This window comes from Reyranella sp. (assembly GCF_004296935.1).
Taxonomy (GTDB): domain Bacteria; phylum Pseudomonadota; class Alphaproteobacteria; order Reyranellales; family Reyranellaceae; genus Reyranella.
In genome coordinates, this window is the sequence record NZ_SCVH01000099.1 from 1 (window position 1) to 12,921 (window position 12,921).

The 12,921-nt window shown below is 66.5% G+C and carries 13 protein-coding genes; 10 read left to right on the top strand and 3 right to left on the bottom strand.

The window, feature by feature from the left end; genetic code table 11:
* Nucleotides 1–222 precede the first annotated feature (222 nt).
* Entirely contained in the window at nt 223–1,044 is an 822-nt protein-coding gene (locus EPO55_RS13700; protein WP_296337444.1) for an aldo/keto reductase, read from the bottom strand.
* Between the two features lie 298 nt (nt 1,045–1,342).
* On the opposite strand from EPO55_RS13700, the gene EPO55_RS13705 reads away from it, so the two are divergent.
* Genes EPO55_RS13705 through EPO55_RS13725 form a run of 5 tightly spaced genes read left to right on the top strand, consistent with a single transcriptional unit; the run spans nt 1,343 to nt 5,095 of the window.
* Nucleotides 1,343–1,543, top strand: coding sequence for a hypothetical protein (locus tag EPO55_RS13705; RefSeq protein WP_296337445.1), 201 nt, complete (start codon nt 1,343–1,345; stop codon nt 1,541–1,543).
* A 50-nt stretch (nt 1,544–1,593) separates the two neighbouring features.
* A complete protein-coding gene (gene araD / locus EPO55_RS13710) occupies nt 1,594–3,336 on the top strand; it encodes an L-arabinonate dehydratase (protein ID WP_296337446.1) in 1,743 nt (580 codons plus the stop codon).
* 10 nt (nt 3,337–3,346) lie between these two features.
* Nucleotides 3,347–4,063 (top strand): ribonuclease activity regulator RraA, encoded by a 717-nt coding sequence (locus EPO55_RS13715; protein WP_296337447.1) that lies wholly within the window; start codon nt 3,347–3,349, stop codon nt 4,061–4,063.
* A 12-nt stretch (nt 4,064–4,075) separates the two neighbouring features.
* Nucleotides 4,076–4,627: a carboxymuconolactone decarboxylase family protein gene (locus EPO55_RS13720; protein WP_296337448.1), complete on the top strand. Its 552-nt coding sequence runs from the start codon at nt 4,076–4,078 to the stop codon at nt 4,625–4,627.
* A gap of 6 nt (nt 4,628–4,633) precedes the next feature.
* Nucleotides 4,634–5,095, top strand: a complete 462-nt coding sequence (locus EPO55_RS13725) for a low molecular weight protein-tyrosine-phosphatase (protein ID WP_296337449.1) — start codon at nt 4,634–4,636, stop codon at nt 5,093–5,095.
* 20 nt (nt 5,096–5,115) lie between these two features.
* Here the strand turns inward: EPO55_RS13725 and EPO55_RS13730 are convergent, their stop codons facing one another.
* Both EPO55_RS13730 and ald read right to left on the bottom strand, forming a co-directional pair.
* Entirely contained in the window at nt 5,116–6,414 is a 1,299-nt protein-coding gene (locus EPO55_RS13730) for an NtaA/DmoA family FMN-dependent monooxygenase (protein ID WP_296337450.1), read from the bottom strand.
* 30 nt (nt 6,415–6,444) lie between these two features.
* Complete coding sequence (gene ald / locus EPO55_RS13735; RefSeq protein WP_296337451.1) at nt 6,445–7,566, bottom strand: alanine dehydrogenase; 1,122 nt, start codon at nt 7,564–7,566, stop codon at nt 6,445–6,447.
* A gap of 327 nt (nt 7,567–7,893) precedes the next feature.
* On the opposite strand from ald, the gene EPO55_RS13740 reads away from it, so the two are divergent.
* The 5 genes from EPO55_RS13740 (at nt 7,894) to msrA (ending at nt 12,864) form a co-directional block, all read left to right on the top strand.
* Nucleotides 7,894–8,175 (top strand): hypothetical protein, encoded by a 282-nt coding sequence (locus EPO55_RS13740; protein WP_296337453.1) that lies wholly within the window; start codon nt 7,894–7,896, stop codon nt 8,173–8,175.
* Between the two features lie 165 nt (nt 8,176–8,340).
* Complete coding sequence (locus EPO55_RS13745; protein ID WP_296337454.1) at nt 8,341–9,975, top strand: GMC family oxidoreductase N-terminal domain-containing protein; 1,635 nt, start codon at nt 8,341–8,343, stop codon at nt 9,973–9,975.
* Nucleotides 9,972–11,057: an LLM class flavin-dependent oxidoreductase gene (locus EPO55_RS13750; protein WP_296337455.1), complete on the top strand. Its 1,086-nt coding sequence runs from the start codon at nt 9,972–9,974 to the stop codon at nt 11,055–11,057. Before EPO55_RS13745 ends, EPO55_RS13750 begins: the two co-directional genes overlap by 4 nt.
* A 221-nt stretch (nt 11,058–11,278) precedes the next feature.
* Nucleotides 11,279–12,241, top strand: coding sequence for a tripartite tricarboxylate transporter substrate binding protein (locus EPO55_RS13755; protein WP_296337456.1), 963 nt, complete (start codon nt 11,279–11,281; stop codon nt 12,239–12,241).
* Between the two features lie 110 nt (nt 12,242–12,351).
* Nucleotides 12,352–12,864, top strand: a complete 513-nt coding sequence (msrA, locus tag EPO55_RS13760) for a peptide-methionine (S)-S-oxide reductase MsrA (RefSeq protein WP_296337457.1) — start codon at nt 12,352–12,354, stop codon at nt 12,862–12,864.
* The last annotated feature ends 57 nt before the right edge of the window (nt 12,865–12,921 follow it).

Consider the following 12,921-nt stretch of genomic DNA (forward strand, 5'->3'; position numbering starts at 1 on the left):
ATCGGCCTCTTCCTCCTCCCCCGTCTGCGGGGGAGGTGCCCCGTCTTTCGGGGCGGAGGGGGTCGGACTCCGGGCCCAACTTCGGGCCCAACACTCCCACGTTTCAGGTGGGCCCGCCGGGACGGGCAAAATCCCGTATTCATTGGCTTTCCGGCGCGCGGAGAGCCGATATTCTGTCGGTCGAGTTGGGCCAGTTTTGAAAAGTTGGGCCAGCAGAAGGGCTCAGGTGCCGATCGCCGCCACCATCTTCTTCAGCAGCGCCGCATCGGGATAGACGCCGAAGCCGGCCTGCACGTTGTCCTTCATGTGCTCGGGCTTGCCGGTGCCGGGAATGACGCAGGTGACGGCTGGGTTCGCGAGAACGAACTTGAGCAGGAGCTGCGCCCAGCTCGCACAGCCGATCTCGCCCGCCCAGTCGGGCAGCTTGCGGCTGAGCATCTTGCGCAGGAGCCCGCCGCCGCCGAACGGCTGGTTCACCAGAACCGCAATGCCGCGCTCGGCGGCGAGCGGCAGCAGGCGGCGTTCGACCGCGCGATCGTCGAGCGCATAGTTGAGCTGCACGAAGTCCCACTTCTCGGCCCGCAGCACCGCCTCGAGTTCGTCGTGGGCGCTTTGCGTGTAATGCGTGACGCCCATCAGGCGGATGCGGCCCTCGGCTTTCCAGGCACGCAGGGTCGGCAGGTGGGCCCGCCAGTCGAGAAGATTGTGGATCTGCATCAGGTCGATGCGATCCGTCTTGAGCAGCCGCAGCGACTGGCGCATCTGGGCGATGCCGTTGTCGTGGCCCGACGTCCAGACTTTGGTGGCGATGAAGGCCTTGTCGCGCGTCTTGGCGGCGGCCAGCAGGTCGCCCACCACGGCCTCGGCCGAGCCGTACATCGGCGAGGTGTCGATAGTCGAGCCGCCGGCCTCGAACAGGATGCGCAGCACCTCGGCCAGCGGTGCGCGGTCCTCCGGCTTGGCGCCGACATCGAAGGTCCGCCAGGTGCCGCAGCCGACGACCGGCAGCATCTCGCCATTCGACGGTATCTTGCGTTGATGCATGCGTGCTCCCGGAGCTGTCTGCGCGACGCTCCGCCCCGCGGTCAACACGGCAGCGCCGGCGATCCCGAGGAAGGTGGAGCGTGTCAGGGTCATGATCACCTCGAGCTCACACTAGGAAGATTGAACATTAGTGTCACATTCTTCCACGACCGGGCATCGCCACAAATTCTGAAAGGATCTTCCGCCATATTGACGCCGCATGCGCAGTCTCTGCTGCGCGTCGAGGAAGGTTTGGCAATCACGACCATTGCCGGATCGCTGGAGTGGCACCATCTCAGGGAAGACCAGGGAGAACACCATGTCCGAACCCTTCGTCGTCGAAGTCTGGGGCGAGCCTGCGGGCATCGTCCTCAGGGAAGGCAACGCCTTCCGCTTCCATGCGGTCGCCCGTCGGTTCTTTGAACTCGACGGTGTGCAATTCACCACGCCCGGCCATGCCAAATTGGCCGCTGCGCGTCTGCAGCCCGCGCCGGCAGCCGAGGGGACGGCAGCGCCATAGCTTGACCGCGGACGCGCCAGTGTATTCCCTCGGGGCCGGAGGGAATACCAATGACCGGCACCAAAAGAAAGAAACCTGCTGACCTGCGCAGCGCCCGCTGGTTCGCGCCCGACGATCTGCGCGCCTTCGGCCACCGCTCGCGTGCCATGCAGATGGGCTACGCGCCGGAGGAATGGGCCGGCAAGCCGGTCATCGCCATCCTGAACACCTGGTCGGACGCCCAGCCCTGCCACATGCACTTCAAGAGCCGGGTCGACGACGTGAAGCGCGGCATCCTGCAGGCCGGCGGCTTCCCGATGGAGCTGCCGGCGCTGTCGCTGTCGGAAAGCTTCCTGAAGCCGACCACCATGCTCTACCGCAACCTGCTCGCCATGGACGCCGAGGAGCTTTTGCGCGGGCACCCCGTGGACGGGGTCGTGTTGATGGGCGGCTGCGACAAGACCACGCCGGCGCTGCTGCTGGGCGCCATCAGCATGGGCCTGCCCACGATCTACCTGCCGGCCGGGCCGATGTTGCGCGGCAACTGGAAGGGCAAGGTGCTGGGCTCCGGCTCCGATGCCTGGAAGTACTGGGACGAGCGCCGCGCCGGCAAGATCTCCGACGCCGACTGGGTCGATGTCGAGGCCGGCATTGCGCGGAGCTATGGCACCTGCATGACCATGGGCACCGCCGCCACCATGATGGCGATGGCCGAGACGCTGGGCATGACCCTGCCCGGGGCGTCGTCGATTCCGGCGGCCGACGCCAACCACATCCGCATGAGCGCCGAAACCGGCCGCCGCATCGTCGAGATGGTGTGGGAGGATCTTACGCCCAAAAAGATCATGAGCCGGGAAGCGTTCCTGAACGCCATCACGGTCGCCATGGCCGTGGGCTGCTCGACCAACGCCATCATCCATCTGATCGCGATTGCGCGGCGTGCTGGCCAGGACATCGGCCTGGATGATTTCGAGCGGGCCAGCCGCAAGGTGCCGGTGATCGCCAACATCCGGCCTAGCGGTGACAAGTATCTGATGGAGGACTTCTTCTATGCCGGCGGCCTGCCCGGCCTGATGGAGCAGATCCGCGGCCAGCTCCATCTCAAGGCCATGACCGTCACCGGCAAGACCCTGGGCGAGAACATCAAGGGTGCCGAGATCTACAACGACGACGTCATCCGCACCGTGAAGAATCCGATCTATAAGGAGGGCGCGCTGGCGGTGCTCAAGGGCAACCTCGCGCCCGACGGCTGCGTGATCAAGCCTTCCGCCTGCGCACCGAAATTCCTGAAGCACACCGGCCCGGCCCTGGTGTTCGACGACTACCCTTCGATGAAAGCGGCGATCGACCGTGACGATCTCGATGTCACGGAAGATACCGTGTTGATCCTGCGCAACGCCGGACCGCAGGGCGGGCCCGGCATGCCGGAGTGGGGCATGCTGCCGATCCCGAAGAAGCTGGTGAAGCAGGGCGTGCGCGACATGGTGCGGCTCTCGGACAGCCGCATGAGCGGTACCAGCTACGGCGCCTGCATCCTGCACGTCTCGCCGGAATCCTACATCGGCGGTCCGCTGGCGCTGGTGAAGACCGGCGACATGATCTCGCTCGATGTCGACAAGCGCACCATCAACATGAACGTTTCGGACAAGGAACTCGCCAGGCGCCGCGCCGCCTGGAAGAAGCCCGAGCCGCGCTATGAACGCGGCTACGGCTGGATGTTCACCAGGCACATCAAGCAGGCCAACGAAGGCTGCGACTTCGATTTCCTCGAGACGAGCTTCGGCGCGCCCGTCGTCGAACCGTCGATTTACTGAGGACAGCAGCATGGCCTTGAAGCCCGAGACCCGCGACAAGCTGAAAACCATCAGCACCGCTACCGTTGCCACCGCCCTGTTCAAGCGCGGCTTTCGCAACCAGTTCATCCAGGACGTGCATCCGCTGTCGCCCGTCCAGCCCGTGCTGGTGGGCGAGGCCTTCACGCTTCGCTACATGCCCGCGCGCGAGGATCTGAACCAGCTCGCGGTGTTCCGCGACCGCGGCCATCCGCAGCGCAAGGCGATCGAGGATTGTCCGCCCGGCGCCGTCATGGTGATGGACAGCCGCAAGGATGCGCGTGCCGCCTCGGCGGGTTCTATCCTGGTGACGCGACTGATGAAGCGCGGCGTCGCGGGCGTGGTCACCGACGGCGGCTTCCGAGATTCGGCCGAGATCGCGCGGCTGGGTTTCCCGGCCTATCACCACCGTCCCAGCGCGCCGACCAACCTCACGCTCCATCAGGCGATCGACATCAATGTGCCGATCGGCTGCGGCGACGCTCCGGTCTTTCCCGGCGACGTGATCCTGGGCGACAGTGACGGCGTCATCGTCATCCCCGCCAACATCGCCGACGAGGTCGCCGAGGAGGCGTACGAGATGACGGCGTTCGAGGATTTCGTCACCGAGCAGGTGACCGGCGGCATGGGAATCTACGGCCTCTATCCGGCGACGAACGAGCAGACCATGGTCGATTTCGCGGCCTGGCGGAAAATCAAAGGGCGTTAGAGAGGAAACAGGATGATCAAGCGTAAGCAGCGTATTCCGATGCGCGACCTCGCGACCATGGCGGCCGAGGACCGCGAGACCGTCGAGAAGAACGCGATGGGGGGCCAGATCTTCAACATCTTCAAGGTGCTCGCCCATCACCCGAAGCTGGTGAAGCGCTGGACGCCTTTTGCCGGGCACGTGCTCGGCAAGCAGACCCTGCCGTTCCGCGACCGCGAGCTCCTGATCCTGCGCATCGGCTGGTTGAACCAGGCCGAATACGAATTCGCCCAGCACGAGCTGATCGCGAAGAAGGGCGGCGTCACCGACGCCGATGTCGAGAACATCAAGAAGGGGCCGAAGGGCACCTGGAGCGAACATGAGGCGGCGCTGATGCAGGCCGCCGACGACCTCTACGAGAATTCCGTCGTCTCCGACGGCACCTGGGCGGTTCTTTCGAAGAAGTATTCGACCGAGCAGCTCATGGACGTGGTCTTCACCATCGGCCAGTACAATCTCGTCTCGTGGGCGCTCAACAGCTTCGGCGTGCCGCTCGACGACTTCCTGCCGGGCGCGAAGAAGTAGCGCGAGTTGGTCATCGGCATCCTCTTCGTCTGCACGGGCAACACCTGCCGGTCGCCGATGGCGGTTGGCGTGATGCGGAGCCTCGTACGTCGTGCGGGAGTGGAGCATGCCGTCCAGATCGGCTCCGCCGGCACCGGCGTCCGCCACGCCGGCCAGCCGCCGAGCCCGCTTGCCCTGAAAGCTGCCGCTTGTTGCGGCCACGACATCGCCGGCCATCGGTCACGCCCGCTGACAGCGGACGATATCGCCCGTTTTACCCATCCGTTGGCGATGGCGCAGACGCACCTCGCCGCGCTGCGCGCCCTGGCGCCGCCGGGCCTCGCCGAACGGCCGCGGATGTTCGGCGACCACGACGTCGCAGATCCCCACGGCGGCTCCGCCCAGGATTACGAGCGTGCTCTCGACCTCATCGAGGCCGGCTGCGTCGGCCTGCTTGCCCACCTGCGCGCGACCCTGGAGAAGAGCTGATCGCGGCCGTCTCGGCGCGGTCAGAACTCCATCAGGTTGTCGCGGAAGTGCTTGTGGGCATAGGCCTTGCGCGTGAGGCCACGCCGCTGCAGCTCCGGCACCAGCCCGTCGCAAACTTCCATGATGTAGCGCCGGTCGAAATAAGCGTTGAACAGCAGGAAGCCGTCGCCGCCCACCTCCTGCATGATGTCCTGCATCAGGCCGGCCACATGGTCCGAAGTGCCGACCAGGTCGACGCCCTGGCGGCTGTTGGACCCCTCGGCCAGGGAGCGCGGTGTCTTGCCGATCCATTTGGCGAGCGAGGACTGATGGCCGTTGGTGCTGAGTTCGGGCAGCGGCTCGTCGAGCGGAAACTTCGAGAAATCGATGTTGGTGAGGCGCGACATGCCCGAGAGCTGCAGGTCGAGATGCCGGCCCGACTCCTCCTGCTGCAGACGCCTTCTGTCGCGGGCTGCCTCCATCGTGGTGTCGACGATCGGGTAGGCCAGGAACAGCACCTTGATCGTGTCCGGATCGCGCCCGTACGCCGCCGCCCGCCGGCGCACATCCTCGCGGAAGGTCTTCATGCCTTCGACGGTGATGGCGTTGGTGATGATCGTGTCGGCCCACTTGGAGGCAAAGTCCTGGCCGCGCGGCGAACCGCCGGCCTGGCAGATCGGCACACGGCCCTGGGGCGAACGTGGCGCGTTCAGCGGCCCGCGCACCTTGAAATATTTCCCCGCGTGGTTGATCGGATGGACCTTGGAGCCATGCGCGAACATCGGCGTCTCGCGGTCCAGCACCACGGCGTCCGGCTCCCACGACTCCCACAGGCGTGTCACGACATCGGCAAACTCATCGGCCACGTCGTAGCGCTCGTCATGCGGTCTTTGCCCCACATGCCCGTAGTTCTCGGCGGCGCCGTCGTTGCTGCCGGTGACGCAGTTCCAGCCGATCCGTCCCTCGGTCACGTGATCGAGCGTGTTGACCAGCCGGGCCATCAGGTAGGGCGGGTATTCGCTGGTCGACAGCGTCGGCACCAGGCCGAGACGGCTCGTCGCCTGGGCGAGGTACGAAACAAGCACCGCGGGATCGAGCTTGGGTGTGCTGGCGGCGTATTTCAGATAGACGTCGTGCGAGCCCTTGTAGGTGTAGGGCACCATCGAGGAGTCCTCGATGATCATGTAGTCCATGCACGCCCGTTCCATGCTCCTGGCGAGATCGATGAAGATGTCGGGCATCATCCAGCGCCCGAGGTCGCTGCCCGGCCATTGCGAGCGCCAGCTCTTGGGGCCGTAGCCTTGCGACAGGAACCAGGCGAGATGGAACGGCTTTGTCATGTCTCGGTTGCTTGCAAAAGCTCTGCCACCTTACGCGGCCGCCAGCACCCGCTCGATCGGGTTGAGGGGCAGGCCGAGGTCCGTCGCCACCGCCTCGAAAGTGATGGCGCCACCATGGACGTTGAGGCCGCGCCGCAGATAGACGTCGTCCTGCAGCGCCTTGCGCCAGCCCTTGTCGGCCAGCGCCAGCACGAACGGCAGGGTCGCGTTGTTGAGCGCAAAGGTCGAGGTGCGCGCCACCGCGCCCGGCATGTTGGTCACGCAGTAATGCACGACGCCCTCGTCGACGTAGGTCGGCGATGCATGCGTCGTGGGCCGGCTGGTCTCGAAGCAGCCGCCCTGGTCGATCGCGATGTCGACGATGACCGAGCCCGGCTTCATGCGCCGCACCATGTCGCGGCTCACCAGTTTTGGCGCCGCGGCGCCCGGCACCAGCACCGCGCCGATCACCAAGTCGGCCTCGATCACCTCGTTCTCGATATTCTCGACCGTCGAGAACAGCGTGTGGAGCTGCGAGCCGAACTGCAGGTCGAGCTCGTAGAGCCGGTGCAGCGACTTGTCGATCACGGTGACATAGGCCTCCATGCCCATCGCCATGCGGGCGGCATTGGTGCCGCTGACGCCGCCGCCGATGATCACGACCTTGGCCGCCTTCACGCCCGGCACGCCGCCCAGCAGCACGCCCTTGCCGCCCTGTTCCTTCTCGAGGCAATGCGCGCCCACCTGGACCGACATGCGGCCGGCGACCTCGCTCATCGGCGCCAGCAGCGGCAGGCCGCCGCGCGCGTCGGTCACCGTTTCGTAGGCGATGCAGGTCGCCCCGGAGCGCAGCAGCCCCTCGGTCTGTCCCTTGTCGGCGGCGAGATGAAGGTAGGTGAACAGCACCTGGCCGGTGCGCAGCATCGCGATCTCCGCCGGCTGCGGCTCCTTCACCTTCACGATCATGTCGGCGCCCGCGAAGACCTCCACGGCGCTCGCCGCAACCGTGGCGCCCGCCCGCACGTAGTCGGCGTCGTCGATGCCGATGCCCGCGCCGGCGTTCTTCTCGACCACGATCTGGTGGCCGTGATGGAGGAGTTCCCGCACGCTGCCCGGCACCAGGCCCACGCGGTATTCATGGGTCTTCACTTCCTTCGGAACGCCGATACGCATTCTTACCCTTTCCGCGACGCCGCTGTCGCATGGACAGACATGGCTAGCACTCCGGCGATTTCCCGGGAAGCCGCTCGCGGGCGGCTGGACCGCGCATCGGCAGCCCCGCGTACCGCCTGTGCGAGGGACCCGGTTGCAAGCCGGTCGCTCTGTCGCCCTGGGCGAGCACAACCGCCGGGATGAGTACCCCGAATATTGTTCACGTGAATTTTTCACGGGGCGCGAACGGTCAAATCACGCTCTGCGAGCCTTCCGTCGTGAGAATGCATCTGTCGAGACCGAGGAGCGGCCTCGACGGACACACAAACCCGAACGCAGGAGGACACGATGGCTTGGGAAGAACCCGCGGACTACGAACCCCGCCCTGACCTGAAGAACTATCTGGAGTCTCTCGGCCCGAAGATGAACACGCCGGAATTCGACATGGTGGTCTACTGGCAGTGGGTCCACCGCAGCCTGCCCCAGTACAAGCGGACGCCCGAGAAAGCCTGGGCCGACCTCAGGATGACGCCTGAACACGCGCAGCTTGCCTTCGAGCGGAGGATCGTTCCCGAGGAAATCTACGATCTCGCCGTGGCGCGCGCCGAAGGCGGGGCAATGGTCGGATAGGGGAACTGCACCTGGCCGGGCCACGGCATCGCGATCGCCGGACCTGGCTGATATTCCGGTGGTTTGCCGGGAAGCCGCAGATCGGCTGCGCTTGCCATCGCACCCTTGCCACGAAGTTCTGGCGCTGGTTTCCTTTGCCTTCCCGGGAAAAGGAATCCATGCGCCATGCCGAGCGACGCTGCTTATGATTACATCGTCGTCGGTGCAGGCTCGGCGGGCGCCGTGGTGGCCGCCCGGCTGACCGAGAGCGGCGCTTACCGCGTGCTGCTGCTGGAGGCAGGGACCCAGGGCTCGAACTTCTTCTGGTCGCGCGTGCCCGTCGGCGTCGCCAAGATGATCGACGATCCCGCCGTCAACTGGTGCTACGCCTCGGAGCCGGACGAGGGCTCGGGCGGGCGCCGCATCGACGTGCCGCGCGGCAAGATGCTGGGCGGCTCGAGCTCGATCAACGGCATGGTCTATATCCGCGGCCAGGCGCAGGACTACGATCACTGGGCCCAGCTCGGCAACCGCGGCTGGAGCTACCAGGACGTGCTGCCGGTCTTCAAGCGCATGGAGCGCTACGACGGCGGCTCCGACGCATTTCGCGGCCGCGACGGCCTGCTGCGCGTCACCGACACGCCGCGCCACAAGGTGCCGCTCCTCGAAAAAATGATCGCGGCCGCGGAAAAAATAGGCCTGCCTTTCAATCCCGACCTGAACGGCGAGACCCAGGAAGGCATCGGCATGTCGCAGGTGACGATCGCCAAGGGTCGCCGCCAGAGCACGGCCTTCTGCTACCTCGACCCGGCCCGCGCGCGACCCAATCTCGTGATCGAGCAGGGCGCGATGGCCGAGGCGCTGATCCTCGACGGCAAGCGCTGCGTCGGCGTGCGCTATGCCGTGGGCGGCGTGAAACGCGAGGCGCGGGCCGCGCGCGAAGTCATCGTCTCGGGCGGCTCGATCAACTCGCCCAAGCTGCTGGAACTCTCCGGCATCGGCCAGGCCGACCTGTTGCGCAGCAGGGGCATCGCGCCCGTGCATGAACTGCGCGGCGTCGGCGAGAACCTGCGCGACCATTATTCGCCGCGGGTGAAGTTCGCCATCAGGGAGAAGAACCTCACCTTCAACGACAACGCCCGCGGCTGGCGGCTGGCGCGCGAGGCCATCAAGTACGCGCTGTTCCGCGAGGGCTTCCTCGCCTCGACCTCGGTGCCGATCCGCCTTTATTTTCGCACCCGGGTCGGGCTGGAAACGCCCGATGCGACGGTCTCGATCGCGCCTTTCCTCTACGAGATGGTGGGCCACGAGCGCCGCGTCTCGAAGAAGCGCGGCATCACCATGAACGTGAACGTGCTGCGCTCCGAAAGCACCGGCTCGATCCACATCAAATCCGCGGATCCGGCCGAGCCGCCGGCGATCCGCTTCAACTTCCTTTCCGCCGAGCACGATCGCGCCGGCGTGCTGGCCGCCATCCGCAAGGGCCGCGAGCTGATGGCGACCTCGCCCCTGAAGGAGGTCACGGGCGAGGAGATCGCGCCGGGCGCGCACCTGCAGAAGGACGACGAGCTGCTCGACTGGGTGCGCAAGAACGCCGAGACGACCTACCATCCGATCGGCACCTGCCGGATGGGCGCGGACCCGCTGGCCGTGGTCGATTCCGAGCTCCGGGTCCACGGCCTGCAGGGCCTGCGCGTCGCCGACGCCTCGATCATGCCGACCTTGACCAGCGGCAACACCAACGCCCCCACCATCATGATCGGCGAGAAGTGCGCCGAAATGGTGCTGGCGGCCGCGGCGGCGCACAGGAGCGCCGCGTGAAGTTCGGCGTCACCGTCGTCCCGCGCGTCTCCGACTGGAAGCTGTTCGTCGACCTCGAGGCGATGGGCTACGACGCGGCCTGGGCGGCCGATTCACAGATGCTCTATTCCGACGCCTATGCCGTGCTGGCGCTGGCGGCGGCCAACACCTCGCGCATCAGGCTCGGCACCGGCGTCTCGGTGGCGGGCGTGCGGCTGGCGCCGGTCACGGCGCATTCGATCGCCACCATCAACAGGCTCGCCCCCGGCCGGGTGTTCCTGGGCATCGGCACCGGCCACACCGCGATGCGCGTCATGGGCAAGGACCCGATGAAGGCCGCTGCCTTCCGCGAGTATCTCCGCGTCCTGCGCGCCCTGCTGCACGGCGAGGAGGTTGATTACGTTCTCGACAAAGAAGAGCGAACCGACATCCGCTTCCTGCATCCCGACGAGGGCTTCATCGATGTGGCCCACCCCGTGCCGATCTATGTCGCCGCCGACGGTCCCTTGGCGCTGAAGACCGCCGGCGCCTACGGCGACGGCCGCGTGTGCTCGCACAACCAGACGCGCGCCAGGCTGCAGAAGAGCCTTGAAGTGATGCGCGAAGGCGCGTCGGCCGTCGGTCGCGTCCTGCCGGAAAACTTCCACACGGCGGCGCTCAGCTACGCCTGCGTGCTCCGGCCCGGCGAGAGCATGACGTCGGATCGCGTCATCGACGAGATCGGCTCGATGGCCGTGGCAACACTGCACTACTGGTGGGAGCTCTACCAGAAGGACGGCGACACCAGCACCGTAGCCGGCCGCTGCCGCAACCTGTGGGACGAGTATCTCGCCTTCACCGAGAAGATGGAGACGCCGCCGGCTCGCCGCTACCAGCAGGTCCATCTCGGCCATTGCGCCTTCCTGCCGCCGGAGGAACGCCGCTTCATCACCGAGGACCTGATCCGCGCCACCGGCGGGCTGGTCGGCACGCCGGACGAGATCGTGGCCATGCTGCGCGAGCGCGAGGCGATGGGCCTGAATGAAATCACCTTGCTGCCGGCGATGGCCGAGGCGCGCCGCAATCTCGAAGACTTCGCCAAGCAGGTGATCGCGCGGTATTGAGGCCAGAGCGCACCACCAACCTCGCCCTGAGGAGGCCGCGCAGCGGCCGTCTCGAAGGGTGGGAACCAGTCGTGTTGTTGCCCATGCTTCGAGACGCCACGCTTCGCGTGGCTCCTCAGCATGAGGTAGGGCTGTTGGTGCGGAATACGCTTTAGAGTCAGTATTGAAGAGGGAAGGGCGGCGCGTACGGACAAGAAGTAAAAAACCACAGGGAGGGTTCCATGCTGAGGATCATCGCGTTGGCGTTGTCGGCAGTCCTGTTGTTGCCCCAGATCGAGGCGCAGGCTCAGGCCTGGCCATCGAAGCCCATCAGATTCGTCATCCCCTTCGGCGCGGGGTCGGCCACCGACGCGCTCTCCCGCATCGTCGGCCAGGAGCTGGAGCAGACGCTGGGCCAGTCCATCATCATCGTGCCCAAGCCCGGCGCCGATGGGGCGCTGGCCGCCGGCGAGGTCAAGCGCGCAGCCTCAGACGGCTACACCTTCATGTTCGGCACCAACAGCCCGCTCGCCGTCGTGCCCAACATCCTGAAGGAGCCGCCCTACAACGTCCTCACCGATTTCACGCCGGTCACCTATCTCGGCGACAACACCTTCTTCATCGTCGTCAATCCCGCGGTGCCGGCCAGGACGATCGCCGAGCTCGTGGCCTTCGCCAAGGCGAGCCCGACGCCGCTCAACTACGCCACCGGCAACACCTATGCCCTGGTCTCGACCTCGATGTTCGCCAAGAACAACGGCATCAAGCTCGAGGCGGTGCGCTACAAGTCGGAGCCCGACGCCATGACCGACCTGTTGTCCGGCCGCGTCCAGCTCATGAACGGCACCGCGACCTCGACCCTGCCCCAGGTCAGGGCCGGCAAGCTCCGCGCGCTCTCGACCTCGTTCCCCCAGAGGAGCCCGCTGATGCCCGAGCTGCCCTCGCTGGTCGAGGCCGGCCAGCCGCCGTTCCCGATCGGCCCGTGGTTCGCCCTGGTCGGCCCCGCCGGCCTGCCGCCCGAAATCGTCGCCGCCATGAACAAGGCGATGGCCGCGGCGCTGGCCAAGCCCTCGGTGGTGGCGGCGATGCAGAAGCACGGCTTCATCCCCAAGTCGTCCACGCCCGCGGCGCTGGCCGCCTACATGAAGGAGCAGCTCGGCGTCTGGAAGACCGCCCTCAAGGCCGCCGGCATCGAGCCGCAATAGACGGCCTTCGGGATTTCCCGCCTCCCGTCGGCCTCGCTGCGCGTCGTCCCCCGCGACGGGATGGCGGCGGCGGGCTATGGTGCCTGTCTCGACCAGATGGAGGACATCCGATGAGCGAAGAGCGCGCAGTTCTGGCTGGTGGCTGTTTCTGGGGCATGCAGGACCTGATCCGCAAGCTGCCTGGTGTCGCCTCGACACGGGTCGGCTACACGGGCGGCCGCGTGGCCAACGCGACCTATCGCAACCACGACGGCCACGCCGAGGCGATCGAGATCGTTTTCGATCCGGCGAAGATCAGCTATCGCACGCTGCTGGAGTTCTTCTTCCAGATCCACGATCCCTCGACGCTCAACCGCCAGGGCAACGACCGCGGCACCAGCTACCGCTCGGCGATCTTCTATACGACCGACGAGCAGCGCCGCGTCGCCCAGGACACGATCGCCGATGTCGACGCTTCCGGCCTGTGGCCCGGCAAGGCCGTGACCGAAGTCGTGCCCGCCGCCGATTTCTGGGAAGCCGAGCCCGAGCACCAAGACTACCTGGAGCGCATTCCCCACGGCTACACCTGCCACTTCATCCGGCCCGGCTGGAAGCTCCCGGTGCGCGTGAAGGCCGCCGAGTAGGCCTGAGCGACGACCCGCAAGGGGGGAGGAGTCAGATTCTTCTCTGCCCCCGCGAAG